Annotated in this window: 22 protein-coding genes and 2 tRNA genes; 5 read left to right on the top strand and 19 right to left on the bottom strand. The window is 44.8% G+C overall.

The genetic code is table 11. The annotated features are described in order from the left end of the window. Positions 1-164 precede the first annotated feature (164 nt). Positions 165-1,178, top strand: coding sequence for a peptidase U32 family protein (locus AB4209_RS03820; protein WP_017059238.1), 1,014 nt, complete (start codon positions 165-167; stop codon positions 1,176-1,178). An 18-nt stretch (positions 1,179-1,196) separates the two neighbouring features. Continuing rightward, positions 1,197-2,075, top strand: coding sequence for a U32 family peptidase (locus AB4209_RS03815; RefSeq protein ID WP_017059237.1), 879 nt, complete (start codon positions 1,197-1,199; stop codon positions 2,073-2,075). A gap of 85 nt (positions 2,076-2,160) precedes the next feature. Here the strand turns inward: AB4209_RS03815 and AB4209_RS03810 are convergent, their stop codons facing one another. From AB4209_RS03810 to rlmE, 17 genes are all read right to left on the bottom strand, one after another. Further along, entirely contained in the window at positions 2,161-3,498 is a 1,338-nt protein-coding gene (locus AB4209_RS03810; protein WP_017063278.1) for an MATE family efflux transporter, read from the bottom strand. Positions 3,499-3,587: 89 nt separating this feature from the next. Next, positions 3,588-3,995: a MarR family winged helix-turn-helix transcriptional regulator gene (locus AB4209_RS03805; RefSeq protein ID WP_017056675.1), complete on the bottom strand. Its 408-nt coding sequence runs from the start codon at positions 3,993-3,995 to the stop codon at positions 3,588-3,590. 153 nt (positions 3,996-4,148) lie between these two features. Beyond that, on the bottom strand, positions 4,149-5,072 hold the full coding sequence (gene nlpI, locus AB4209_RS03800; protein ID WP_137001914.1) for a lipoprotein NlpI: 924 nt from the start codon (positions 5,070-5,072) through the stop codon (positions 4,149-4,151). A gap of 124 nt (positions 5,073-5,196) precedes the next feature. Beyond that, positions 5,197-7,317 carry a polyribonucleotide nucleotidyltransferase gene (pnp, locus tag AB4209_RS03795; protein ID WP_017059234.1) on the bottom strand — a complete coding sequence of 707 codons (2,121 nt, stop codon included), beginning with the start codon at positions 7,315-7,317 and terminating at the stop codon, positions 5,197-5,199. A 378-nt stretch (positions 7,318-7,695) separates the two neighbouring features. Then, on the bottom strand, positions 7,696-7,965 hold the full coding sequence (rpsO, locus tag AB4209_RS03790; protein ID WP_010436144.1) for a 30S ribosomal protein S15: 270 nt from the start codon (positions 7,963-7,965) through the stop codon (positions 7,696-7,698). A gap of 213 nt (positions 7,966-8,178) precedes the next feature. Beyond that, positions 8,179-9,132, bottom strand: coding sequence for a tRNA pseudouridine(55) synthase TruB (gene truB / locus AB4209_RS03785; RefSeq protein WP_372054878.1), 954 nt, complete (start codon positions 9,130-9,132; stop codon positions 8,179-8,181). Beyond that, the gene (gene rbfA, locus AB4209_RS03780) at positions 9,132-9,545 is read right to left on the bottom strand and encodes a 30S ribosome-binding factor RbfA (RefSeq protein ID WP_017059232.1); all 414 of its coding nucleotides are present in this window, start codon (positions 9,543-9,545) and stop codon (positions 9,132-9,134) included. The genes truB and rbfA overlap by 1 nt, the downstream gene beginning before the upstream one ends. Before the next feature lie 134 nt (positions 9,546-9,679). Next, positions 9,680-12,370 carry a translation initiation factor IF-2 gene (gene infB, locus AB4209_RS03775; RefSeq protein WP_017059231.1) on the bottom strand — a complete coding sequence of 897 codons (2,691 nt, stop codon included), beginning with the start codon at positions 12,368-12,370 and terminating at the stop codon, positions 9,680-9,682. Between the two features lie 22 nt (positions 12,371-12,392). Then, positions 12,393-13,880: a transcription termination factor NusA gene (gene nusA / locus AB4209_RS03770; RefSeq protein WP_017059230.1), complete on the bottom strand. Its 1,488-nt coding sequence runs from the start codon at positions 13,878-13,880 to the stop codon at positions 12,393-12,395. 35 nt (positions 13,881-13,915) lie between these two features. After that, entirely contained in the window at positions 13,916-14,371 is a 456-nt protein-coding gene (gene rimP, locus AB4209_RS03765; RefSeq protein WP_004738265.1) for a ribosome maturation factor RimP, read from the bottom strand. 235 nt (positions 14,372-14,606) lie between these two features. Next, positions 14,607-14,683, bottom strand: a tRNA-Met gene (locus AB4209_RS03760). Between the two features lie 53 nt (positions 14,684-14,736). Further along, a tRNA-Leu gene (locus AB4209_RS03755) sits at positions 14,737-14,821 on the bottom strand. Between the two features lie 16 nt (positions 14,822-14,837). Then, the gene (gene secG / locus AB4209_RS03750; protein WP_017059392.1) at positions 14,838-15,170 is read right to left on the bottom strand and encodes a preprotein translocase subunit SecG; all 333 of its coding nucleotides are present in this window, start codon (positions 15,168-15,170) and stop codon (positions 14,838-14,840) included. Positions 15,171-15,464: 294 nt separating this feature from the next. After that, positions 15,465-16,805 (bottom strand): phosphoglucosamine mutase, encoded by a 1,341-nt coding sequence (gene glmM / locus AB4209_RS03745; RefSeq protein WP_017072092.1) that lies wholly within the window; start codon positions 16,803-16,805, stop codon positions 15,465-15,467. A 21-nt stretch (positions 16,806-16,826) separates the two neighbouring features. After that, entirely contained in the window at positions 16,827-17,657 is an 831-nt protein-coding gene (folP, locus tag AB4209_RS03740) for a dihydropteroate synthase (RefSeq protein WP_372054876.1), read from the bottom strand. Between the two features lie 88 nt (positions 17,658-17,745). Next, entirely contained in the window at positions 17,746-19,713 is a 1,968-nt protein-coding gene (ftsH, locus tag AB4209_RS03735; RefSeq protein ID WP_017068905.1) for an ATP-dependent zinc metalloprotease FtsH, read from the bottom strand. Positions 19,714-19,820: 107 nt separating this feature from the next. Beyond that, complete coding sequence (gene rlmE, locus AB4209_RS03730; RefSeq protein WP_017059396.1) at positions 19,821-20,450, bottom strand: 23S rRNA (uridine(2552)-2'-O)-methyltransferase RlmE; 630 nt, start codon at positions 20,448-20,450, stop codon at positions 19,821-19,823. Between the two features lie 114 nt (positions 20,451-20,564). On the opposite strand from rlmE, the gene yhbY reads away from it, so the two are divergent. After that, positions 20,565-20,861, top strand: coding sequence for a ribosome assembly RNA-binding protein YhbY (gene yhbY, locus AB4209_RS03725; protein ID WP_004738252.1), 297 nt, complete (start codon positions 20,565-20,567; stop codon positions 20,859-20,861). Positions 20,862-20,986: 125 nt separating this feature from the next. Here yhbY and greA read toward each other — a convergent pair whose 3' ends face one another. Then, positions 20,987-21,460, bottom strand: coding sequence for a transcription elongation factor GreA (greA, locus tag AB4209_RS03720; protein ID WP_017059397.1), 474 nt, complete (start codon positions 21,458-21,460; stop codon positions 20,987-20,989). A 511-nt stretch (positions 21,461-21,971) separates the two neighbouring features. Between greA and AB4209_RS03715 the strand changes: the two genes are divergently transcribed. Then, positions 21,972-23,054 carry a porin gene (locus tag AB4209_RS03715; RefSeq protein ID WP_372054874.1) on the top strand — a complete coding sequence of 361 codons (1,083 nt, stop codon included), beginning with the start codon at positions 21,972-21,974 and terminating at the stop codon, positions 23,052-23,054. A gap of 112 nt (positions 23,055-23,166) precedes the next feature. Continuing rightward, entirely contained in the window at positions 23,167-24,600 is a 1,434-nt protein-coding gene (gene dacB, locus AB4209_RS03710; protein WP_372054872.1) for a serine-type D-Ala-D-Ala carboxypeptidase, read from the top strand. A 110-nt stretch (positions 24,601-24,710) separates the two neighbouring features. Here dacB and AB4209_RS03705 read toward each other — a convergent pair whose 3' ends face one another. Beyond that, positions 24,711-25,556: a magnesium transporter gene (locus tag AB4209_RS03705; protein WP_017068902.1), complete on the bottom strand. Its 846-nt coding sequence runs from the start codon at positions 25,554-25,556 to the stop codon at positions 24,711-24,713. Between the last annotated feature and the right edge of the window lie 38 nt (positions 25,557-25,594).

Genomic DNA, 25,594 nt, shown 5'->3' with positions numbered 1-25,594 from the left:
GTACCTCATATTTAAACCAAGCCAACATGTAAAACGTTCACTCGTCAGTACTTCAAACGGAGTAAAAGCAGATTTATCCATCTAAACCTGCCTTACATCAATTCCGTCATTCACAATTCTTCATAAAATGCTCGCTTCAACTTAATTCTACTGGTAGTGAGCAAATGGAACTCTTATGCCCAGCGGGTAACTTACCTGCTTTGAAAACCGCTATTGATTGTGGTGCGGATGCTGTCTATATCGGATTCAAAGACGATACCAATGCCCGACACTTTGCAGGCCTAAACTTTGCGGGTAAAAAGCTCGATCGTGCTGTGCAGTATGTGCATGACCACAACAAGAAAATTCATGTTGCCCTAAATACGTTTGCTCACCCAAATGGCTTCGACCGTTGGACTAATGCCGTAGACAACGCCGCTGCTCTGGGTGTTGATGCGCTGATCATCGCAGACATCGCGGTGCTTGAGTACGCAGCAAATAAGTATCCAGATCTAGAACTGCACCTATCAGTGCAAGCATCTGCGACCAATGCGGCGGCTATCGACTTCTACCATAAAAACTTCAACGTTAAGCGTGTCGTACTACCGCGTGTGTTGTCGATTCATCAGGTCAAACAGCTTTCTCGTAACATCACTTCTGACGTTGACCTTGAAGTATTCGCTTTTGGTAGCTTGTGCATCATGGCAGAAGGCCGTTGCTACCTCTCTTCATACATGACAGGCGAATCACCAAATACTGTTGGTGCTTGTTCTCCGGCGAAATACGTTCGCTGGCAAGAAACAGAAACTGGCCTCGAATCTCGCTTGAACGAAATCCTTATCGATAAATATGAAGCAGGTGAAAACGCAGGTTACCCAACGCTGTGTAAAGGCCGCTTTGAAGCAGATATCGATGGTGAACGTAAGCGCTATCACGCACTTGAAGAGCCAACCAGCCTCAACACGCTATCCATGTTGCCTGAGCTTTTCGCGGCGAACGTTGCCTCAGTGAAGATTGAAGGTCGCCAACGCAGCCCGGCTTATGTTGAACAAGTCACTCGTACGTGGCGTGCAGCTATCGATCGCTACTTAGCGAACCCAGAACAATACCAAGTGGAACAAGCTTGGAATGCGACACTGGCGAATGTATCGGAAGGTACACAAACCACGCTTGGCGCTTATCACCGTAAATGGCAATAGAGCCAAATGGAGAACTCAATGAAATACGCATTAGGCCCTCTACTTTATTTTTGGCCAAAACAAGACGTTGAAAGCTTCTATGAGCAAGCGAAATCAAGCTCTGCCGATATCATCTACCTAGGTGAAGCGGTGTGTTCAAAGCGTCGTGAGATGAAAGCGAAACACTGGATGGACATTGCTAAAGAGCTGTCTGCTTCAGGTAAGCAAGTCGTACTTTCCACCATGGCATTGCTAGAAGCACCAAGCGAAGTCAACATCATGAAGAAGTACATCGATAACGGTGACTTTGCGATCGAAGCCAATGATGTGTCTGCAATTCAACTGGCCAGCGAAAGCAAAGTACCTTTCGTGGTTGGCCCGGCAGTAAACACCTACAACGCACGCACCCTGAACCTATTCTTGAAACAAGGCATGACGCGTTGGTGTATGCCGGTTGAGCTTTCTCGCGAATGGCTAAGCAACGTAATGACCCAGTGCGAAGAGCTAAATATTCGTAACAAGTTCGAAGTTGAAGTGTTTAGCCACGGCTACCTGCCGCTTGCTTACTCAGCACGCTGCTTTACCGCTCGCGCTGAAAACAAAGCTAAAGACGATTGCGAAACCTGCTGTATCAAGTACCCAACAGGGCTACAAGTAGAAAGCCAAGAAGGCCAATCAGTCTTCAACCTTAACGGTATTCAGACGCAATCAGGCTACTGCTACAACCTAGTCAATGATTTACCGAACATGCACGACCTGGTTGATGTGGTTCGTTTAAGCCCTCTCGGTATCGATACCTTCTCTGAAATCAATAACTTCAGAGCGAACGAGCAAGGTCAAAAACCGATGAAGATTGAAAGCCGCCAATGTAATGGGTATTGGCATCAGCTTGCAGGTTTAGACGTTAAGAACATCTAGTTCCTCGCATTGGACTAACCAGTAACAAATACAAAAAAGGTCTAGCATTCGCTAGACCTATTTTATTCGACTTAAGAAACGCGACCTATGCCGCCGCGGTTTCCATCGGTGAGGCATCGAGCTTCTTTATATCTTTGTAGAGCATCACCATCACCACCACACTTAGCGCGATGTTAGACAGTGGGTACGCAATCCAGATCCCCGGCACACCATACAACTTAGGCATGATATACAGGAACGGCAGTTGGATTAGCATATTACCTATAGTCACAAACATCGCCTTGCTGCCCTTGTTCACCGCTTGATAGTAAGCAGCTGCGACTACCAAGAAGCCATCCAGCGCCAGTGCAAACATGTGAAGGCGAATACCCAACACGGTGTACTCAACCAACTGAGGTTCGTCTGAGTTAAATACTGATACAAACTCACGTGGGAACGCATTGAGAAGCAGCACGAACGCCACACCAATCAATACCGAACTCATCATCGCAATCTTAAGTAGCTTGCGGATGTTTGCTTGGTTACGCGCACCATGGTTGTAGCTCACCAATGGTTGCATGCCGTTGGCGATACCTTCAGCCGTGAGATAATAAACCGTCACGATGTAGCCCAAAATCGCGTAAGCACCAATCATCAACTGGTCGCCATATTGAGAGAACAACGCATTGTGCAACGCCACCATCATCGAACCATAAGCGTACATAAAGAAGCTTGATGTACCAATGGCGAAGATTTGTGGAATCACATCCAGCTTCAATCTCAACTCATTCCAACGTAAACGTAGGTTTGCTCGACGCGAGAAGAAGTAAGCCAAGCCGAGAGCCGTTACTACAAACTGGGCAATCGCTGTTGCTAATGCTGCACCCATCAACTCCCAGCCATAGAGAGCGATAAACAGGTAATCGAGCACGATATTAATCACCGCACCAACGATCATCAGTATCGTCGCTAAGTTCGGACTGTCATCGTTACGCAGTAGAAACGGCATCGCGATCGAACCTAGCGTGAAGACACTAGCACCAATCAGAATGTGTAAGTACTGCAGACCAAGTTCATACACTCGCCCTTCAGCGCCCTGCCAAAGCAAGAAGTTATCAGCAAACAAGAACAGCAATGCAGAGACAATAGGCGTTATCGCTAACAACAAGGTTAAGCCCGTTGCTAAGATCTGCTTAGCGCCTTGAGTATCTTTTTCACCTTGGCGAATCGAGACAAGCGCACCTGTGCCCACACCCACCAACATACCAATACCAAGAATCGAACCAATCACAGGCCACGCAACATTGATACCTGCAAGTCCATCAGCCCCCACATAGCGGCCAATGAAGATGCCATCCACCACTTGGTACAGGCCATTAACCAACATGGCCGCCACGGTAGGGATTGTGTATCGCCAAAATTGACGACTAATTGAGTTACTCATTTCTTACTCTACTTTCATTTGTGAGTCGCATATCAACAAGATATGACTCGAAAAATTAGTTAACAAGGCTAACTAAATATCTAAATTATTTACTTTAAAGCTTTATTTAATAATAGGTTTAACTGCTGAGATTCTTGCTCAGACAAACGGCTTTCCAGTATCTGTGCCATGACCTGATAGATCTTACTTTCTTCTTCCAAGCCGACTTCCGCTTTGCTGGTCAGTACGACCAACTTAGACCTCGCATCTTCGAGCGAAGCTTTACGCTCAACGAGACCTTTTCTCTCTAACCTTTGAACCATAGTAGTTGCTGAAGGCTTGGTTACTTGCATTTCAATCGCCAGATCTGTCAATCGGATCGGTTCAGGAGAGGCTTGAATGACCTTCAAATAGTCATATTCATTGAAGCTCAATTGGCAAATAGGATCTTCATTTACCTGAGTGCGCCATATCTTAGAGGCGAAGCGCTCAATCTTTTCTAAATTCTGGTTCAGCATACTCACCTAATCAAAGAATAGCATTTAGTTAGCAAGGCTAACTATTTTAGTGTTGTTTAAATAAAAAGCAATCAAAACGAGATGAAGATCATAAAAAAGGAGCATAAAAAAACCGCTGACAGACAGCGGCTTTTCGGAATCAAAATGTGTTGCTTACTTAGCGTTGGCTTCTTCTTCGGCCTCAGCCAGCTTAACTTGCGCTAAGTGCTCAGCTTTAAGTGTGGTGAAGATACGGCTTAACTCTAAGAAAGAGTAACGATGTTCTACGTATTCATACACGTTAAAAGAGACTGACAACTTGTACAAAGAGATAGCATTCGCGTAATCACCATTCATATGGTAACGCTTAGCAAGGTAGAAGTACGTCTCTGTTAGACGCTGCGCAAGTAACGTGTTGTCACGAGTACCGGTTAAGATCGCCTTGAAAGCCTGCTCTTCAGTAATGTCATCAAGCATAATCGCGACTAATACCCAACCCCACTGCTCATCACGGCTCTCGTAACGTTTTTGCAAATCAAGCTTAGCCTGCTCTGGCGTCAGCTCATGCTGAATGATGTACAACCACAGAGCGCGAAACGGATCGCTAGGATCGTCGGCATAGTGCTTCATCATCTCTTCATTGGCTAAGTCGTAACGCTCGCCATAGTAAAGCGCGATAGAGCGGTTCCTTTCTGCGTAAGAGTTTGCAGGATCAAGCTCTAACGTAGAATCAAAAGATTCATAAGCCGCATCAAACTCCCCTACCTGCGTAAAGTAAACACCCAAAAGATTGAAGATATCAGGTTGAGCAGGGTTCAATGAAAGAGATTGGTTGAAGTCGAGACGCGCGAGATCACGCAGGCCAACACTGTCGTAGTAGTTACCACGTTCAAACAGCATCTTAGCTCGAACTTCATCGTTCAAATCTGGGCGCTGTAATAACTGACTAAGACGTGCAATTTGAACTTCTTGCTGAACGCTTGGTTGCAGTGGCACAGCCATCGGTGGATAAACCCAACTTGAGGTGTTATCTGATGTTGTCGCACAACCTGTTAGTACAAGCAGTAAACACATACTCGCGGTTTGAAACCATTTCACAAATAATTACTCCTGTTATGACCGCAATAAAAAAGGGGAGCGATATGCTCCCCTTTATAACATGCTTTGTTGACGATAGGTTAGAAATCACTAAAAAGCGATATCACCATCGACACACTGAGAATTACTCAGCAGCAGGTGCTTCGCCTTCAGCTGGCGTTTCAACTGCTTCTTTCATGCTTAGACGTACACGGCCTTGACGGTCAATTTCAAGAACCTTAACAGGAACTTCTTGACCTTCAGTTAGGTAGTCAGACACTTTCTCAACGCGCTTGTCAGCGATTTGAGAGATGTGTACTAGACCATCTTTACCTGGAAGGATAGTAACGAATGCACCGAAGTCAGCTAGACGAGCAACTTTACCTTGGTAAATGCGGCCAACTTCAACTTCAGCTGTGATCTCTTCGATACGACGGATAGCTTCTTTAGCAGCTGCGCCTTCAGTAGCAGCAATCTTGATTGTGCCATCGTCTTCGATTTCGATTGTAGTACCAGTTTCTTCACAAAGAGCACGGATAACTGCGCCGCCTTTACCGATAACATCTTTGATCTTATCAGAGCTGATTTTCATTGTGTGGATACGTGGAGCGAATTCAGAGATATCTTCACGAGCACCAGAGATAGCTTCATCCATTACAGAAAGGATGTGCTTACGTGCACCTTGCGCTTGGTTAAGTGCAATTTGCATGATCTCTTTAGTGATACCTTCGATCTTGATGTCCATTTGAAGTGCAGTGATACCAGCGTTAGTACCTGCTACTTTAAAGTCCATGTCACCTAGGTGATCTTCGTCGCCAAGGATGTCAGAAAGAACAACGAAGTCGTCGCCTTCTTTAACAAGACCCATTGCGATACCCGCAACAGAAGCTTTGATTGGAACACCAGCATCCATAAGAGCTAGAGATGTACCACATACAGAAGCCATTGAAGAAGAACCGTTAGATTCTGTGATTTCCGATACAACACGAACTGTGTATGGGAATTCTTCAACAGAAGGCATTACTGCTTGGATACCACGTTTAGCAAGCTTACCGTGACCAATTTCACGACGCTTAGGAGAACCAACGAAACCAGTTTCACCTACACAGTATGGAGGGAAGTTGTAGTGTAGAAGGAAGTTGTCTTTCTTCTCACCCATCAGGCTGTCGATGATTTGAGCATCACGTTGTGTGCCAAGCGTTGCAGTAACAAGTGCTTGAGTTTCACCACGAGTGAATAGAGAAGAACCGTGTGTACGTGGAAGAACACCAGTACGTACGTCTAGCGCACGAACCATGTCTTTTTCACGGCCATCGATACGTGGGTTGCCAGCGATGATGCGGCTACGTACTACGTTTTTCTCTAGAGAACCAAGCATGCCGCGGATTTCGCGCTCATCTAGGTTTTCGTCTTGTGCAATTAGAGCTTCAACAACGTCGTTCTTGATTACGCCAACTTGCTCGTAACGAGCCATTTTCTCAGTGATCTGGTACGCGTCAGATAGACGAGTTTCAGCAAGTTCAGCAACTTGAGCTTTAAGCTCAGTGTTAACTGCTGGTGCTTCCCAGTTCCAAGATGGAGTTGCAACTTCAGCAGCAAACTCGTTGATTGCTTTGATTACAACTTGTTGTTGGTCGTGACCGTAAACAACAGCTGAAAGCATTTCTTCTTCAGATAGGTTATCTGCTTCAGATTCAACCATAAGTACTGCGCCTTCTGTACCAGACACAACTAGGTCTAGTTTAGAGTTTTCAAGCTCAGTATTTGATGGGTTAAGAACAAGTTCGCCGTCGATGTGACCAACACGTGCAGCACCGATAGGACCATTGAATGGAGCACCAGAGATAGCAAGCGCAGCAGATGTTGCGATCATAGTGATCATGTCTGGGTTTACGTCAGGGTTGATAGAAACAACCGTAGCGATAACTTGAACTTCGTTTTTAAACGCACTTGGGAAAAGTGGACGAATTGGACGGTCAATCAGACGAGCTGTTAGTGTTTCGCCTTCAGATGGACGACCTTCACGCTTGAAGAAACCACCTGGGATTTTACCCGCAGCGTATGTACGCTCTTGGTAGTTTACTGTTAGTGGGAAGAAGTCTTGACCTGCAACTGCTTCTTTCTTAGCAACAACAGAAACGAATACTGAAGTATCGTCCATAGTCGCCATTACAGCAGCAGTAGCTTGACGTGCAATTACGCCCGTTTCTAGAGTAACGGTGTGGTTACCGTACTGGAACGATTTTACAACTGGTTTTTCAAACATTGTATATCCTTAGCTCTAAAGTCAGACTTTAGATTAAGTGAATAATGACTCAAGACATTACCAATCGCGACTAGTGAAAAGGGACTTAGGATGGTGACTCTTTGTATGTGTTCATACGCCGAATTAAGACCAAATCCGCCTTTGAATAGTCGCGACCTATTGGCCGACATCTGTGACTGTAATCTCTTGAGAGGTTGATTGCCAAACGCTGAAAACGCTATAGGCGGGCGTAGTATAAACTATTTTTATTAGGAGATATATTTCCTATCAGAAAAAGCCAGATGATATTCTGAGCATCCAGCCTAGCATTTTCTTACAGGCACAAAAAAAGGAGCATAAATGCTCCTTTTCTTCAAACTGTCTTTGCAGACATCGCTATTAGCGACGTAGGCCTAGACGCTTGATTAGGTCTTGGTAACGAGCAAGGTTTTTGCCTTTCAAGTAATCAAGAAGCTTACGACGGCTAGAAACCATACGTAGTAGACCACGACGGCTGTGGTGATCGTGTTTGTGCGCTTTGAAGTGACCTTGTAGGTGGTTGATAGAAGCAGTAAGTAGTGCTACTTGTACTTCTGGTGAACCTGTGTCGCCTTCAGATTGTGCGTATTCTGCAACGATTGCTGCTTTAGTTTCTGCATTCAGAGACATAATTCTCTCCTGATAAGAGTAAGTTTATATTTGTAGCAGCCAATCTCTGATTCAGCCGCTACGCGAGCCGAGGATTATAGGGAAGTTTGTCAGTTGGTGCAATAACAATCGAACCCATTAAAAACGAAAAAAGCGAACCACCTAAATTAGGCGTTCGCTTTCTATCTTATTTGCTCGCTTTTCACGACTCAGCGCTAAGATCCGATGTAAGCGCTACGCTTGTGGCTCTTCATCTCTGAAAACAACCAAACGCTTCGGTGCAACTCGGCCATCTTCAGCAATCTGAGCTACGCCGACAAACAGCTTCTCTTCGCCACTTGTCATACGAACCGTGCCTTCAGTTGGCGCACCAGCAACCTGAACTGGCATACCGTGCTGAACTAGGTCAGTCAGTTCCGCGTTCAGGTTTACTTCTGGTAAGTCTTCAACGGCAGTGTCCATTGGCATCAGCAGTGGATCAAGCAGCTCTTTCGGTGCAATTTCTTGCGCCTGTGCTTGCTCTAGGATCTCGTTTAACTGCTCCAAAGTCACCATACGCTCGTATGGGTACTTTGCGACACCTGTACGACGAAGCATGGTCACGTGAGCACCACAACCTAGCATTTCACCAAGGTCGTCGGTAATTGTGCGGATGTATGTGCCTTTCGAACAATGCACTTCCATTTCAACTTCATCACCTTCAAAGCGAAGCAGTTCAATAGAGTACACAGCGATCTTACGAGACTCACGAGGAACCTCGATACCTGCACGTGCGTATTCGTACAAAGGCTTACCTTGATACTTCAATGCCGAAAACATTGATGGTATCTGATCGGTTTCACCCTTGAAGCTCGCAATGCAACGCTCAAGCTGTTCTTGAGTCACGTTAACATCACGTGTCTCTACCACTTCACCATCAGAGTCAGAGGTATTGGTACGCTCACCAAGCTTAGCGATAACAACGTAGCGCTTATCAGAATCTAGAAGAAACTGAGAGAACTTCGTCGCTTCACCAAGACAAATTGGCAGCATGCCAGTCGCAAGAGGATCCAGAGCACCGGTGTGCCCTGCCTTCTCTGCAAAGTAAATACGCTTTACTTTTTGCAGTGCATCATTAGACGAAATACCAGTCGGCTTATCTAATAGAATTACCCCGTTGATAGGGCGACCTTTACGACGGCGAGCCATTACTCTTCGCCCTTAGACTGAGCTTCGTCAGTGCGGCCAGCTTCTTCTTGCTTACGCTTATCATCGTTCAGAACTTCACTTACTAGGTTAGACATACGCATGCCTTCTACTAGTGTGTTGTCGTAAGTAAAACGAACTTCAGGCGTTAGACGGTGGCGAATACGCTTACCAAGAGCCATACGAACTGGCACTTCATGCTCTTTAAGAGCTTTAAGGCATGATTCAGGAGTTTGCTCACCAACACACAGGAAAGTCACGAACACTTTTGCGTAAGCAAGGTCACGAGACACTTCTACGTCTGAGATAGTTACCATACCAATACGTGAGTCACGAACTTCACGTTGTAGGATAAGAGCAAGCTCTTTTTGAAGCTGCTGAGACACACGTTGTGTGCGGCTAAATTCTTTTGACATTTTCTTTTCTCACTTAGAAAGATGGGGGGCTTGGTAATTACCAGCCCCCCATGGTGTATTCAACAACCGATTACTTATTACCTTTACTAGTAATGTTAGTAACCTTAGTCAATATGTCGAGTCGTACAGACTGATTAGTCTAGAGTACGTTTAACCTCAACGATTTCGAATACTTCGATCTGGTCACCAACGCGAACGTCGTTGTAGTTCTTAACGCCGACACCACACTCGTAACCGTTCTTAACTTCTTGAACGTCATCTTTAAAGCGACGAAGTGACTCTAGTTCACCTTCGTAGATAACAACGTTTTCACGAAGTACACGGATTGGGTTGCTACGCTTAATCGTACCTTCAGTCACGATACAACCAGCGATTGCACCAAGTTTAGGCGACTTAAATACGTCACGAACTTGTGCAAGACCAATGATCTCTTGACGGAATTCAGGAGCAAGCATACCGCCCATCGCCTGTTTAACTTCGTCAATTAGTTGGTAAATGATTGAGTAGTAACGTAGATCTAGGTTTTCGTTCTGAACCGTGTTACGCGCAGTTGCGTCAGCACGAACGTTGAAACCAAGGATGATAGCGTTAGAAGCTGCAGCAAGCGTTGCATCAGTTTCAGTAATACCACCAACACCAGAACCTACGATGTTCACTTTCACTTCGTCAGTTGACAGTTTCAGTAGAGAGTCAGCAATCGCTTCTACAGAACCTTGAACGTCAGCTTTAAGTACCACGTTAAGCTCAGCAACTTCGCCAGCCGTCATGTTCGCGAACATGTTCTCTAGTTTCGCTTTTTGTTGGCGAGCTAGTTTAACATCACGGAATTTACCTTGACGGTAGTTCGCAACTTCACGTGCTTTACGCTCATCACGTACAACAGTCGCTTCATCGCCTGACGAAGGAACACCAGAAAGACCTAGAATTTCTACAGGAATAGATGGACCTGCAGTTTCGATGTCTTTACCGTTTTCATCACGCATTGCACGAACACGGCCGTACTCTTGACCACAAAGAACGATATCGCCTTTGTTTAGAGTACCAGACTGTACTAGTACTGTTGCAACTGGACCACGACCTTTATCAAGACGAGATTCAACAACAACACCAGACGCCATGCCTTCTTTAACCGCTGTAAGTTCAAGAACTTCAGACTGAAGAAGGATTGCTTCTAGAAGACCATCGATGTTTGTACCCTGTTTTGCAGAGATGTGAACGAAGATGTTCTCACCGCCCCATTCTTCAGGGATAACGTCGTATTGAGCTAGCTCATTCTTAACGTTGTCTGGGTTTGCACCCTCTTTATCGATCTTGTTCACAGCAACAATCAGAGGAACGCCTGCCGCTTTCGCGTGCTGGATTGCTTCGATTGTTTGTGGCATTACGCCATCGTCTGCTGCAACTACAAGTACAACGATATCTGTCGCTTGAGCACCACGAGCACGCATAGCTGTAAACGCCGCGTGTCCAGGAGTATCAAGGAAAGTGATCATACCGTTGTCAGTATCTACGTGGTAAGCACCAATGTGCTGCGTGATACCGCCAGCTTCGCCAGAAGCAACGTGTGCTTTACGAATGTAATCAAGTGTTGAAGTTTTACCGTGGTCAACGTGACCCATGATAGTAACAACAGGAGCACGACCTTCAGCGATAGCATCGCTATCACGGTCAGCTAGTACTGCTTCTTCAAGTTCGTTTTCTTTACGTAGGATTACCTTGTGACCCATTTCTTCAGCAACAAGTTGTGCTGTTTCTTGGTCGATCACTTGGTTGATAGTCGCCATAGCGCCCATCTTCATCATTACTTTGATAACTTCAGTTGCTTTAACTGACATTTTGCTAGCCAGTTCAGAAACAACGATAGTTTCGCCGATAGCAACGTCAGATTTAGCAACAGTTGCTGACTTATCGAAGCCTTGCTGCATTGAAGTTGGTTTAGCAAGCTTACCTTTACCGCCACGACCACGCTGGTTACGACCACCACGGTTGTTTGCAGGTTGGTTAGCAGGAGCTGCTTTCTTCTTGCGACGACGAGGTGCTTTCTCATCTTTCTTATCTGCCGCATCTTCAGCTTCACGAGCGTAAGTAGAAGTAGTCACATGGTAATCCGCAGATTTCTCTTGCTCTTTCTTCTTCTTCTCTTCTTCAGACCAACGTTCTTGGTTCTCTTCTGCTAACTTACGAGCTTCTTCAACAAGCTTAGCTGCTTCAGCTTCTGCTTTACGAGTTGCTTCTAGCTCTTGACGAGCTTTAAGTTCATCCGCTTCTTTTTTCGCTTGTGCGTTAGCGTCTGCATTTTTTGAATTCATGTCTTTTTTAGCCTTTTCAGCTTGTGCGCGTTGAGCCTTCTCTTCAGCTTCACGTTTTGCATCCGCTTCACGTGTTACTTTTTCTTCAGCTTCGCGCTGTGCTTTCTCTGCAGCATCACGTTTCGCTTGCTCTTCAGCATCGCGTTGTGCTTTCTCTTCCGCTTCACGATTAGCTACTTCCTCAGCTTCACGTTTCGCTTCATCTTCAATAGTGCTGCGCTTCACGTAAGTACGCTTTTTACGTACCTCTACTTGAACATCCTTACTCTTACCGCCTCCAGCGGCAACACTTAGCGTGCTGCGGGTCTTGCGTTGAAGAGTTAAACGAGTCGGTTCTGTTTCGCCTGAAGTATCGCCGTGCTCCTTTTTAAGGTGCGTTAGCAATGTTTGCTTCTCTGAATCAGTCACTTGATCCGACCCTGCTTTCTTCATGCCTGCATCAGCAAGTTGTTCAATTAAGCGGTCAACTGGCGTACCAATCTCTTCACTCAGTGCTTTAACTGTTAATTGTGTCATACCGCTTTCTCTCCTTGCTGAATTATTCTTCGTCGCCGAACCAACAGATGTTACGCGCAGCCATAATTAGCTCGCCTGCACGCTCTGCAGTTAGGTCTTCGATGCCTTCTAGTTCATCAACGCCTTGGTCAGCTAGGTCTTCCAGTGTCGCAACGCCTTTTGCTGCTAGCTTGTAAGCCATTTCACGCTCAAGACCTTCAAGTGCAAGTAAGTCTTCAGCAGGCTCAACACCGTCGAAAGTTTCTTCTTTCGCTAGCGCTAGAGTAGTCAGTGCGTCTTTTGCGCGGTTACGTAGTTCTTCAACGATACCTTCGTCTAGACCGTCGACTTCAAGAAGCTCGTTCACAGGAACGTATGCTACTTCTTCAAGCGTAGAGAAGCCTTCTTCAACAAGCATTTGAGCAAAGTCTTCTTCAATGTCTAGGTGCTTCATGAAGTTTTCAATAGAAGCAACTGCTTCTTCTTGGTGCTTCTTCTCAAGATCAGCAACAGTCATTACGTTCAGTTCCCAACCAGTAAGTTGAGACGCTAGACGTACGTTTTGACCGCTACGGCCAATCGCTTGTGCTAGGTTATCCGCTTCAACAGCGATATCCATAGAGTGTGCGTCTTCATCAACGATGATTGAAGCAACATCAGCAGGAGCCATTGCGTTGATTACGAATTGAGCCGGGTTATCATCCCAAAGAACGATATCAATACGCTCACCACCAAGATCGTTAGAAACAGCTTGTACACGTGCGCCACGCATACCAACACACGCACCAACTGGGTCAATACGTTTGTCGTTTGTTTTCACAGCGATTTTAGCACGAGAACCAGCGTCACGTGCAGCACCTTTAAGTTCAATTAGCTCTTCACCAATCTCAGGCACTTCAACACGGAATAGTTCAGCTAGCATTTCTGGCTTCGAACGAGTAACGAAAAGCTGGAAACCACGAGCTTCTGGTTTAACTGCGTAAAGAAGACCACGAACACGGTCACCTGGACGGAAGTTTTCACGAGGAAGTTGGTCATCACGAAGGATTACCGCTTCAGCGTTGTTACCTAGGTCTAGAATAATAGTGTCACGGTTAACTTTCTTAACTGCGCCAGTTACTAGCTCGCCTTCGTTATCGATGAACTGCTCAACGATTTGAGCGCGTTCAGCTTCACGTACTTTCTGTACGATAACTTGCTTAGCCGTTTGAGTCGTAATACGGTCAAACGTTACTGATTCGATATCATCTTCAATGAAACCGCCAAGTTCGATCTCTGGGTCATCGTACTTTGCAGCTTCAATAGAGATTTCTTTTGTTGGGAATTCAACTTCCTCAACAGCTTCCCAACGACGGAAAGTTTCGAAATCACCCGTTTTACGGTCAATTTCAACACGAACTTCAATTTCTAGTTCGCTTTTCTTTTTTGTTGCCGTTGCAAGCGCGATTTCAAGCGCTTCAAAAATACGCTCACGAGGAACTGCTTTCTCATTTGAAACAGCTTCTACTACCGCCAAAATTTCTTTGTTCATTAATCTAGCCTCTTAAGCTCTTCTCTCTAGGAGAACTAAAATTTAGGGATCAGGTTAGCTTTCGCAATATTGCTCAGGACGAATTCTTCTTCTTGTCCTTCAACCAATACTTTCACTGTCTCGCCTTCGATAGATTGGATATCACCTTTCCATTTACGACGGTTGCCGACAGCCATTTTCAAAACGATGCTTACCTCGTGACCAATAAATTGTTGGTAATGCTCTGCTTTGAACAGTGGTCTCTCTAAACCTGGTGAAGACACTTCAAGGTTATAAGCCACTGAAATTGGATCTTCAACGTCCATTACGGCACTTACTTGGTGGCTAACTTCAGCGCAATCATCTACATTGATACCGTTTGGTGAATCGATGTAAATACGTAGCGTTGAGTGCTCACCAGCACGAATAAATTCTAATCCAACTAACTCATAACCTGATGCTGCTACTGGAGCGTCAAGCATTTCAGTAAGTTGTCTTTCTAAACCAGTCATTTAACCACTCCAGAAACAAAAAAAGGGCTCAAAGCCCAATTTAAATTCCAAGCAAACATTATCTAAATACATTTACAAATGCTTAGATAACAAAAAACCCCGTATAAGCCGGGGTTTTTGTTGCTGGACCCTTATATGTTAAGTGCCATCACATTCGATATCGCACCTAACTCACAGTGAGGTTCACACTGTGCAAACTTGCTACCAATACAAGCTATATAATAGCATTGAAATGTGGTTGCGGGAGCCGGATTTGAACCGACGACCTTCGGGTTATGAGCCCGACGAGCTACCAAACTGCTCCATCCCGCGTCCGACTTGCGAGCATTATACGCCCAACAAGATGTTTTACAAGTTTGTAAACATGGTGCCGAGAGAGGGACTCGAACCCTCACACCCTAAGGCACTAGCACCTCATGCTAGCGTGTCTACCAATTTCACCATCTCGGCATCAAATCTTTACAGATTATTGTGGAATTTCGTCGCCTTGCGCCGGAACTTCACTCACTGCATCATCAGCTTGTTGAATCACCTGACCTTGGGTCGGGTCAATCCATTGTGACTCAGTTTTATGTGTAGACATATTACCAAGCACTAAGCTAAGGATAAAAAATGTAGTTGCAAAAATTGCAGTCATTCGGGTAAGGAAATTTCCTGAGCCACCAGCACCAAACACAGTGTTTGAAGCGCCAGCACCGAAAGAGGCTCCCATATCTGCGCCTTTACCTTGTTGAATCAACACTAGGCCAATTACACCAAGCGCTGCCAACAGGTAAATCACAAGTAGAACTGTAAACATTTTTCCACCTATGTTCCTAATTGTTGAGCCAGCGCCGTTCAAAAAACTATTTTTAAGAACAAGGCTAGCGACCTCCTAACTGAAGGCCGAGCAATACTAGCGAATGCGACGATGGCTGACAAGGAGAATTTGCTAAAAAATAAGCCTTTACCAAGTGAATGGTCAAAAAAAGGTCAAAAGCGACACAAAACTCATTTATGTCTCTTTTGACCGTTATATCTTTTGACCGTGATATAAGTCAACCACTTCTAATCACAAGCGCTATTCGCTGCGCCAGCTAAGTAAAAGGTTAAATTAGCAGTTTGCTTTTACTGCATCTGCAATCTTAAGCGCTGATGCTTGAACAAGCTCTGCATCTTCGCCTTCAACCATGACACGCAGTAGTGGCTCGGTACCAGACTTGCGTAATAGTACACGGCCTTTCTCGCCAAGCTCTGCTTCTACTTCAACAACCGCTGCTTTTACCGCTTCGGCTTCTAGTGGGTTTGAATCTCCGCTGAAACGAACGTTTTCTAGAACTTGAGGGTACAACGTCATGCCCTGAGACAACTCATTCAGTGTCATTTCGCTATCAACAACTGAAGCCAAAACTTGCAGAGCAGCAACGATAGCATCACCCGTCGTCACTTTATCTAGTAGGATAACATGCCCCGAATTTTCAGCGCCGATCTTCCAGCCTTTAGCAAGAAGCTGTTCCATTACGTAACGGTCACCAACAGCAGCACGAACAAACGGAATACCTAACTGCTTAAGGCCATTTTCCATACCAAGGTTGGTCATTAGTGTACCAACAACGCCACCTTTCAACTCACCGCGACGCAGTGCATCACGAGCAATGATGTAAGCGATTTGATCGCCATCAACTTTGTTACCTAGCTCGTCAACCATGATGATACGGTCACCATCACCATCAAAGCCAAGACCTAATGCCGCTTTTTCTTCAACCACTTTTGCTTGCAGAGCACGTACATCTGTCGCACCGACTTCGTGGTTGATATTAGTACCGTTTGGCTCAACACCAATCGCAATAACTTCAGCACCCAGCTCTTTAAATACGGCAGGAGCTATGTGGTAAGTCGCACCATGTGCACAATCGACAACAATTTTCATTCCTGCAAGCGTCATCTGATTTGGGAATGTGCTCTTACAGAACTCGATGTAACGGCCAGCCGCATCGTTCAAACGTACTGCTTTACCAAGCTCAAATGAATCAACACATTCGATGTCTTTATCCAATTCAGCTTCAATTGCCAACTCGATATCGTCCGGCAGTTTTGTTCCCTCAGAAGAGAAGAACTTGATACCGTTATCGTAGTATGGGTTGTGTGATGCAGAGATAACAATACCGGCTTCAGCGCGGAAGGTTTGAGTTAGGTAAGCCACAGCAGGTGTTGGCATTGGGCCAGTAAACGTAGCCTGAAGACCAGCAGCAGCAAGGCCAGCTTCTAGCGCTGACTCAAGCATGTAACCAGAGATACGAGTATCTTTACCAATGATGACTTTCTTTGTGCCTTGCTTCGCAAGAACACGACCCGCAGCCCAGCCAAGCTTCAGAACAAAATCAGGTGTAATCGGGTACTGGCCTACTTTGCCACGTACACCATCTGTGCCGAAGTAACGTCTCTTATCAGACATATTGATTTTCCTTAATTATGATTAGTGATTGTTATTCATCACTTCGATTATCTTCATCGCTTCCAATGTATCTTCAACATCATGAACGCGAATAATTTGTGCGCCTTTGATTGCAGCGATGGTAGCGCAAGTGACGCTAGCAACCATGCAATCTGCTGGAGCTTTGTCTAGTAGCTTAAAGATCATCGACTTTCTCGACATCCCCGCTAAGACTGGCAACCCAAGCCTGTGAAACTTTTCAAGGTGCGCTAATAGGTGGTAATTATGCTCAATGGTTTTACCAAAACCAAAACCAGGATCCAGAATCAGCTGATCTTTTGATATACCAACAGCCTCACAAGCCTCCACCCTTTCTTTTAAGAACGCTTCAACATCCATTAGGACATCATCGTAATTAGGGTTAGCTTGCATGGTTCTTGGCTGACCTTTCATGTGCATCAGGCAAACTGGCACATTAGCATCGGCGGCCGCTTCCAGAGCTCCGGGCTCTTGTAGTGCGCGCACATCATTGATCAAATCAGCCCCCGCTTCAACGGCTTGGCGCATCACTTCAGCTTTACTGGTATCAATGGAGATCCACACATCAAACTTAGCGCGAATTTCTTTAATGGCAGGAATAACGCGAGCGAGCTCTTCTTCTAAAGGTACATCAGGTGCTCCCGGGCGAGTTGACTCACCACCAATGTCAATAATGCTAACACCAGCTTGAATCATTCGCTCTGCTTGCAGTAGAGCACTATCTAATGAATTGAATTTTCCGCCATCAGAGAAAGAGTCAGGCGTAACATTGAGGATACCCATCACATGTGGGCGGTCTAAAACGAGCGTTTTATTATGTGCTTTTAATATCATGGAAGGTGGGTCTTAAAGGTAAAAACATCTAGGGCTAGAAACAGAAAAACCCTGAGCGTACTCAGGGTTTTAATTTATAACTTAGCGATTAAGAATCTTTGTTTTGAGCATCATCTGTTTCAGATTTAACTTCTTCAACTTTCGACTCTTCAGCTTTTGGTTCCGCTTTAGCTTCTTCTGCCTTAGCTTCAGGTTTTGCTTCTTCCTTTGTAGGTTCAGCTTTTACCTGATCACCCCAACCAGCTGGATCACGAATCTCTTGCTTACGCTCCATCAAGTCATCAATTTGACCTGCATCGATCGTTTCGAACTTCATTAGAGCGTCTTTCATCGAATGCATGATATCCATGTTATCTTCAAGAATCTTCTTAGCTCTATCGTAGTTACGGTCGATAAGGATACGAATCTCTTCATCGATAAGCTTAGTCGTGTCATCAGAAACGTGCTTAGCTTGGCTCATGCCGCGACCTAGGAAAACTTCACCTTCTTCTTCTGCGTAAAGAAGAGGACCCAATTTCTCAGAGAAGCCCCACTGCGTAACCATCTTACGAGCAATATCAGTTGCACGTTCGATATCGTTAGACGCACCAGTTGACACTTTGTCTTTACCGTAAATAAGTTCTTCAGCAAGACGACCACCGTACAGGCTAGAAATCATAGACTCTAGATGTTGGCGAGACATGCTCACACGATCTTGCTCTGGCAAGTACATGGTTACACCAAGCGCACGACCACGTGGAATGATTGACACCTTGTACACTGGATCGTGTTCAGGTACCAAACGACCAACAATTGCGTGACCCGCTTCGTGGTAAGCCGTTGACTCTTTCACTTCTTCAGACATAACCATTGAACGGCGCTCTGCACCCATCATAATTTTGTCTTTCGCAAGTTCAAACTCAACCATAGATACATTGCGCTTGTTACCACGAGCAGCAAATAGCGCCGCTTCGTTCACAAGGTTCGCAAGATCTGCACCAGAGAAGCCTGGAGTACCACGAGCGATCAGCGACGGTTCAACATCACCTGATAGTGGCACTTTACGCATGTGTACTTTAAGAATCTGTTCACGACCACGTACATCCGGTAGACCAACCACAACTTGACGGTCAAAACGACCAGGACGAAGTAATGCAGGGTCTAGTACGTCTGGACGGTTAGTCGCAGCGATAACGATAATACCTTCGTTACCTTCGAAACCATCCATCTCAACCAACATTTGGTTCAGTGTTTGTTCACGTTCATCGTGACCACCACCAACACCAGCGCCACGTTGACGACCTACAGCATCAATTTCATCGATAAAGATGATACAAGGTGCCGCTTTCTTCGCTTGTTCGAACATGTCACGCACACGAGATGCACCAACACCAACAAACATTTCAACGAAGTCAGAACCAGAGATAGTAAAGAACGGTACTTTCGCTTCACCGGCAATCGCTTTTGCAAGCAATGTTTTACCCGTACCAGGAGGACCAACCAACAGGATACCTGTCGGGATCTTACCACCTAGCTTTTGGAAGCGGCTTGGGTCACGAAGGTAGTCCACAAGCTCTTTCACGTCTTCTTTTGCTTCGTCACAACCAGCAACATCCGCAAACATGGTTTTGATTTGTTCTTCGCTCATCATTCGAGCTTTACTCTTACCGAAAGACATCGCGCCTTTACCGCCGCCGCCGCCTTGCATTTGACGCATGAAGAAAATCCATACACCAATCAGTAAGATCATTGGGAACCATGAGATGAAGATAGTGCCAAGCAGGCTCTGCTCTTCAGGTGGTGTACCCTGAACTTTTACGTTTTGATTAATTAAGTCATCAAGTAGCTTTTGATCATAAACAGGCATGTAAGTTACATACTTAGAACCACCACCACGACGTGTGAAAGTGATTTCGCTGTTATTGAACTGTGCGTCTTGAATCTGGCCTTGGCCAACTTCCTGTACAAACGTGGTGTAATCTACTGCTCTGCCGTTACTTTCCCCAGGGCCGAAGCTCTGGAATACCGACATCAACACTACCGCGATAACAAGCCACAGAATTAAATTTTTTGCCATGTCACTCAAGGTGTAAGCCTCTCGATAACTAATTGTAATTAAAGGTAGGGTACTACAGTTTGTAACCTGTAGCCATGTTGTTAACTCTCACTCTTGGAAGAGAATCGTTAACCTTTGTAACCAGTGGCTACGATAAACACTTCACGAGATCGAGCTCGAGAAGAGTCGGGTTTTCTAACTTTTACTGTTTTAAACATCTCACGGACGTCCTTAACGTATTGGTCAAACCCTTCGCCTTGGAATACTTTTACAACAAAACTACCATTGGTAGCTAGAACTTGTCGACACATATCCAAAGCTAATTCAACTAAATACATAGCTCTTGGCTGATCCACAGAATTGTTGCCTGCTATATTAGGTGCCATATCTGACATCACGACATCAACCATGTTTGGTTGTATACGTTCCAACAAGGCATCTAGCACAGCTTCTTCGCGGAAATCGCCTTGTAAAAAGCTAACACCAGCAATCGGATCCATTGGTAACAAGTCACACGCAATGATTTGTCCGTTGTCTCCAACAATCTTAGCAGCATATTGAGACCAACCGCCAGGTGCTGCACCCAAATCCACAATGGTCATCCCAGGAGACAGCAATTTATCTTTCGTTTGAATCTCTTCCATTTTGAAATAAGCACGTGAACGATAGCCTTTCTTTCTTGCTTCATTTGCGTACTTGTCGTCGAAGTGTTCCTTCAACCAACGGCCTGAACTGGCCGAGTGTTTCTGTTTGCTCATTGGATACCTAAATTGGAGGAAAGTACTAATTGCTGAATAAATTATAGTCTTCAGCTTTAGATGGCGTTAAAATAGGTTTTTTCAACCCTAATAGTAAAGAAAATTGGCCGCGTAATGAACCTAAGTACCAAACAAAAGCAGCATCTAAAGGGCCTAGCTCACAGTTTAAAACCTGTTGTGCTAATGGGCGCAAATGGACTTACTGAAGCTGTTCTAGCGGAAATCGAATTAGCTCTAGACCACCACGAACTGATCAAGATTAAAGTTGCATCAGAAGACCGTGAGACTAAGCAACTGATTATCGATGCAATTGTACGTGAAACTAAAGCTGAGAAAGTACAGACTATCGGTAAAGTTCTAGTACTGTTCCGCCAGTCAGAAGCACGTAAAATCGAGATTCCACGTAAATAAGCGAGTTTGATATAAGCTAACTTCACTAATAGGAAGCCACAGCGCTTATCTTTTAGTGTAGCGTGAGAAACGAAAAAGGTCGCATTTAGCGACCTTTTTACTTATCAGAAACAAAGAAAATTCAATTAGATATATTCTACTTTGTCGATTTCGAAGTCTTTGTCACCACCAGGGGTAGAGATCATGACTTCGTCGCCTTCCATTTTACCGATAAGACCGCGAGCAATTGGCGATTTCACAGAAATGCGACCCGTTTTGATGTCTGCTTCGTCTTCTGAAACGATTTGGTAGCGGAACTCATCATCGGTATCCACATCAATCAGTGTCACTGTCGTACCAAAGATAATCTTGCCCGTATTATCCATTTGCGTTACATCGATGATCTGAGCCAGTGATAGCTTATATTCAATATCACGGATCTGAGCTTCACAAATACCCTGCTCTTCACGAGCGGCGTGGTATTCAGCATTCTCTTTCAGGTCACCTAGTTCACGTGCTTCACCAATAGCTGCTGAGATAACAGGGCGTAGCTTAAGTAGGCGATCTAATTCGTCACGTAGCTGCTGAGCGCCACGTACTGTCATTGGAACCTTTTCCATTTTTTACCTCTATGCCAAAGCTTTCTTTGGCCAACATAAATACACCCAACGTATTTATTGGGTGATAGAAACAAAACGATTTGGCTTAGTGTAAACAAACTTTATGGCTAAATCACCTTTATTCCACTTTGCGTTATAAAAGCTTTATCTAGGTCTAAATTACAGACATCACAAAAATGAATAATAACCTCCCCATCAATAAGTGGAGAGCTAAATACCTAAAAAAACAAAAAACAAACAAAATAAACACAGATCACACTTTTATAAAATACATTCAAAAACAACCACTTAAACAAAAAAGATATAATAAAACAGTGTTCATTTTTTAGTTTTATATCATTTTACTAACTGACCATGGAACTTTAGAGGTAAAAAGTAACCCATGGATTGCACTGGCATTTTCAGACTTCTGTCCTAATCATGATTATGAAGCCTGATTAATACAGGCAATACACAAAAGGGTTCAAATCCTTAATAAAACTTCTATGGACAGTAATTAGGAAATAATAACATGAACAAGACTATGATCGCGCTTGCTGTATCTGCTGCAGCTCTTGCTACTAACGCAGTGGCAGCCGACGGTAAACAAGCTGGTGATATTGCCGGTACTTCTGTATACAGCTCAAACGGCACTTCTCTAGAAATCGGTGGTCGTGCTGAAGCTCGTCTATCTCTAAAAGATGGCAAAGCTCAAGACAACTCTCGTGTGCGTCTAAACTTCCTAGGTAAAGTTGAAATCCAAGACGGCCTATACGGCGTTGGTTTCTACGAAGGCGAATTCACAACTGCTGAAAACGGTGGTGCTACAGACAGCAACAGCGACAGCATCACAAACCGTTACACATACGCTGGTATTGGCGGTACATTCGGTGAAGTTACATACGGCAAAAACGACGGTGCGCTAGGCGTTATCACTGACTTTACCGATATCATGTCTTACCACGGTAACTCAGCGGCAGACAAAATCGCAGTAGCTGACCGTTCAGACAACATGCTTTCTTACAAAGGTCAATTCCAAGACCTAGGCTTAAAAGCAAGCTACCGCTTCGCTGACCGTGATGTTGACGCTAACGATGAGTTCAACGACAACGGTAAAGATGGCTACTCTCTATCTGCTATCTACGCAATCGGTGATTCTGGCGTTAAGCTAGGTGCTGGTTACGCAGACCAAGATCAATCTAATGAATACATGCTTTCTGCATCTTACCGCATGAGCAACTTCTACTTCGCTGGTGTATTTACTGATGGTGAAAAACAAGCAGTTTTTGAAGATGCACAAGGTAACGTTTTTGAGTACAGCAACAAATCTGTAGACTACACAGGTTACGAATTTGCAACTGCATACACGCTAGATAAGACAGCGTTTACTCTAACGTACAACAACGCAGAAACTGACGGTGAAACTTCTGCAGATAACGTTGCAATTGATGCAACTTATTACTTCAAGCCTAACTTCCGTACTTACATCTCGTACAACTTCAACCTAATCTCTGAAGGCGACAAGATCGGTACAACAAACCTAGTGAAAAACGGCAAAGCAAGCTCTGCAGACGCTGAAGACGAAATCGCTCTAGGTCTACGTTACGACTTCTAATTCTGATTACCTAATTGATTAATTAGTTAATTGAGAATCAAAACGCCCGCTACCTAGCGGGCGTTTTTTATATCTGTATACTTGAAAACATCAGCCATCCAAGAAATCTTCTATGCGCCTTCTATCCACTCTACTTCTATGTAGCTTATCACTTGGTAGTTACTCACTTACCGCTTTCGCATATGCCCCTCTTGATAAACTGCCCGATGGCAGTAGTACAAGCTTAATACTGCAATCATTGAGTGGTAATTCAAATGGAATGAATACCGACACTGATGGCTTTTATCCACCAGCCAGCACTTTAAAACTGGTTACGGCTTTGGCAGCCAAGTTGGAATTGGGGGATGACTTTCACTACACGACCAACATAGCTCGTTCTAATGAAGATGTTGTGATCTCATTCAGCGGTGACCCAACGCTACAACGAGAACATCTAAAAAGCCTGTTAACTCAATACGCTAAGTCTCAATCCAGAACCATCAAGGGCAATTTATATCTGGATAACACAGCTTATACCGGCTATCAGCGAGCGGTGGGGTGGCCTTGGGACATTCTAGGGGTTTGTTACAGCGCGCCTTCTAGTGCAATGACCTTGGACAGCAACTGCGCACAAGCCTCTATTTATACAAAAGATAATGGTGCGACACGCGTTTATATTCCCGCTCACTACCCGATAGACGTGACAACCACTGCCGCCACGGTAACTCGCTCTGGGCAGAAGGCGACACAATGCGACTTAGAGCTCACCACCACACCAGATAACGCTTACAAGCTCTCTGGTTGCTTAGTTGAACGTAAAAAGCCACTGCCACTCAAGTTCGCGATTCAAAATCCAGAGCTTTACACTTATCAAGTTGTTACATCGCTTCTCAAAGAACTGAAAATCGGAGTAAAAGGTGATGTGATTATTGGTAAAAAAGCGAAAGCAGACAAAACCACGTTAGTCGCTAGTCACAACTCAGAAAAGCTTCCTGAACTGCTAGATATCATGCTCAAGAAGTCAGATAACCTTATCGCAGACAATCTAACTAAAACGCTAGGAGCCACATTTTATGTTCAACCGGGCAGTTTCAATAACGGTACTGAAGCGATTAAGCAGGTCTTGCTAACCAAGGCTAATATTGACCTCAGTAAAGCGCAGCTCGTCGATGGTTCAGGGCTATCTAGAAATAACCGAATGAGGTCACAGACCATGGCTCAAGTGCTTCGTTATATCTGGGAAAACGATCAACAGCTCAACCTGATTGAGGCTATGCCTACATCAGGCACTGATGGAACGCTCAAATACCGTCAAAGCATGAGAAAAGCACCGATTCAAGGCAACATTATCGCCAAAAGTGGTTCTCTATACGGCAGTTACAACATGGCGGGATACGGATTAGATAAAGCGGGAAAACCGAACTCTCTGTTCGTACAATTTGTTCGTGATTACTTCCCTGAAGAACAAGATCCAGACAAACAAGTGGAAGCACCAATCACCCAGTTTGAACGTGCTTTCTACAAAGATGTGGTCGAGTTCAGTCAAACACAAAGCAAATCTAAGTAATGCTTAGCTCTGTGTAAACTTCTACTTTAATAACAAAAATGGCGCTGAAGACCTTCAATCTTCAGCGCCAATTTTATTTCTCAGATGTATTTAGCTATTTTTATCAGCTTTTAAGCGATTCCTAGGAATGAGTTCACGACAGTGAAGTAGATCCACATTCCTGAGATATCCACTATCGATGCAAGTACTGGGCTCACTAACACCGCTGGATCAAGCTTAAATAGCCTAGCAACTATCGGTAACCCTCCGCCGAGTACGGTAGATATGGTCACCTGAATAAACAGCGCTACCGCAATCGCTAACGCAATCATGTTGATATCATAACCACCTGTCGATTGGTTTTCACTGAATAGCAGAATACGCCCAATCATCACTACGGCAATCGCTAGAGCTAAACAAATAGCAACTCTAAACTCTTTCCACAGAACGTTAGCCCATTGGCGTTTTTTCAACTCACCTGTGGCTAAGGCTCTGATAACCAAAGTCGCGGCTTGTGTTCCGGTGTTACCACCAGCAGCAGCAATTACCGGCATGTAGATAGCCAAAAGTACCAATTGACTGAGAATGTCTTCATACTGAGCAATGATAAGCCCTGAGACGATTCCCAATAGTGCTAACGCAATAATCCAACCGATACGCTGCCTGACGTGGCTCATGACGCCAGTCGAAAGGTAACCCTGTTGAGGTTCTACCTCAGAGTAGATCAGCCCTAGTTGGTGAGCTAGATGTCGAGAGCGCTTCTCAAAGCCCTGCTCTTCTAGCTCACTAAGTAAAGTCTGAATCGTACTCAAAGAGCATTGCCCCAGCACTAGCACCGCATCTTCGAGCGGCATTCGATTCAAAAGATTAATTTGTTGTTCACGTCCGTACTGTTGAAATGCATTCGATACAGCTTGGATGTCTTGCTCTGAGTACAGAGCTTCAATAGATAAAAAAGTGTTGTTCATTACCGTCATGGCGAATCTCCCGATTGGCAAAGGTAACGACCATCAAA

Source organism: Vibrio sp. 10N.286.48.C11 (genome assembly GCF_041469805.1).
In the GTDB taxonomy this organism is placed as follows: Bacteria; Pseudomonadota; Gammaproteobacteria; order Enterobacterales; family Vibrionaceae; genus Vibrio; species Vibrio crassostreae_C.
This window is presented reverse-complemented; position numbering and strand designations above follow the sequence as displayed.

Bases quoted from the DNA above. Each gene is read 5' to 3' on its own strand.
- nusA (WP_017059230.1), bottom strand. From the start codon at position 13,880: ATGAACAAAGAAATTTTGGCGGTAGTAGAAGCTGTTTCAAATGAGAAA.
- truB (WP_372054878.1), bottom strand. From the start codon at position 9,132: ATGGCTCGCCGTCGTAAAGGTCGCCCTATCAACGGGGTAATTCTATTA.
- AB4209_RS03815 (WP_017059237.1), top strand. From the start codon at position 1,197: ATGAAATACGCATTAGGCCCTCTACTTTATTTTTGGCCAAAACAAGAC.
- ftsH (WP_017068905.1), bottom strand. From the start codon at position 19,713: ATGGCAAAAAATTTAATTCTGTGGCTTGTTATCGCGGTAGTGTTGATG.
- rlmE (WP_017059396.1), bottom strand. From the start codon at position 20,450: ATGAGCAAACAGAAACACTCGGCCAGTTCAGGCCGTTGGTTGAAGGAA.
- pnp (WP_017059234.1), bottom strand. From the start codon at position 7,317: ATGTTTGAAAAACCAGTTGTAAAATCGTTCCAGTACGGTAACCACACC.
- AB4209_RS03715 (WP_372054874.1), top strand. From the start codon at position 21,972: ATGAACAAGACTATGATCGCGCTTGCTGTATCTGCTGCAGCTCTTGCT.
- glmM (WP_017072092.1), bottom strand. From the start codon at position 16,805: ATGTCTGATAAGAGACGTTACTTCGGCACAGATGGTGTACGTGGCAAA.
- greA (WP_017059397.1), bottom strand. From the start codon at position 21,460: ATGGAAAAGGTTCCAATGACAGTACGTGGCGCTCAGCAGCTACGTGAC.
- yhbY (WP_004738252.1), top strand. From the start codon at position 20,565: ATGAACCTAAGTACCAAACAAAAGCAGCATCTAAAGGGCCTAGCTCAC.
- infB (WP_017059231.1), bottom strand. From the start codon at position 12,370: ATGACACAATTAACAGTTAAAGCACTGAGTGAAGAGATTGGTACGCCA.
- folP (WP_372054876.1), bottom strand. From the start codon at position 17,657: ATGATATTAAAAGCACATAATAAAACGCTCGTTTTAGACCGCCCACAT.
- secG (WP_017059392.1), bottom strand. From the start codon at position 15,170: ATGTTTACAGTTCTACTTGTGATTTACCTGTTGGCAGCGCTTGGTGTA.
- rpsO (WP_010436144.1), bottom strand. From the start codon at position 7,965: ATGTCTCTGAATGCAGAAACTAAAGCAGCAATCGTTGCAGAATACGCA.
- rimP (WP_004738265.1), bottom strand. From the start codon at position 14,371: ATGACTGGTTTAGAAAGACAACTTACTGAAATGCTTGACGCTCCAGTA.
- AB4209_RS03705 (WP_017068902.1), bottom strand. From the start codon at position 25,556: ATGACGGTAATGAACAACACTTTTTTATCTATTGAAGCTCTGTACTCA.
- AB4209_RS03810 (WP_017063278.1), bottom strand. From the start codon at position 3,498: ATGAGTAACTCAATTAGTCGTCAATTTTGGCGATACACAATCCCTACC.
- AB4209_RS03805 (WP_017056675.1), bottom strand. From the start codon at position 3,995: ATGCTGAACCAGAATTTAGAAAAGATTGAGCGCTTCGCCTCTAAGATA.
- AB4209_RS03820 (WP_017059238.1), top strand. From the start codon at position 165: ATGGAACTCTTATGCCCAGCGGGTAACTTACCTGCTTTGAAAACCGCT.
- rbfA (WP_017059232.1), bottom strand. From the start codon at position 9,545: ATGTCAAAAGAATTTAGCCGCACACAACGTGTGTCTCAGCAGCTTCAA.
- dacB (WP_372054872.1), top strand. From the start codon at position 23,167: ATGCGCCTTCTATCCACTCTACTTCTATGTAGCTTATCACTTGGTAGT.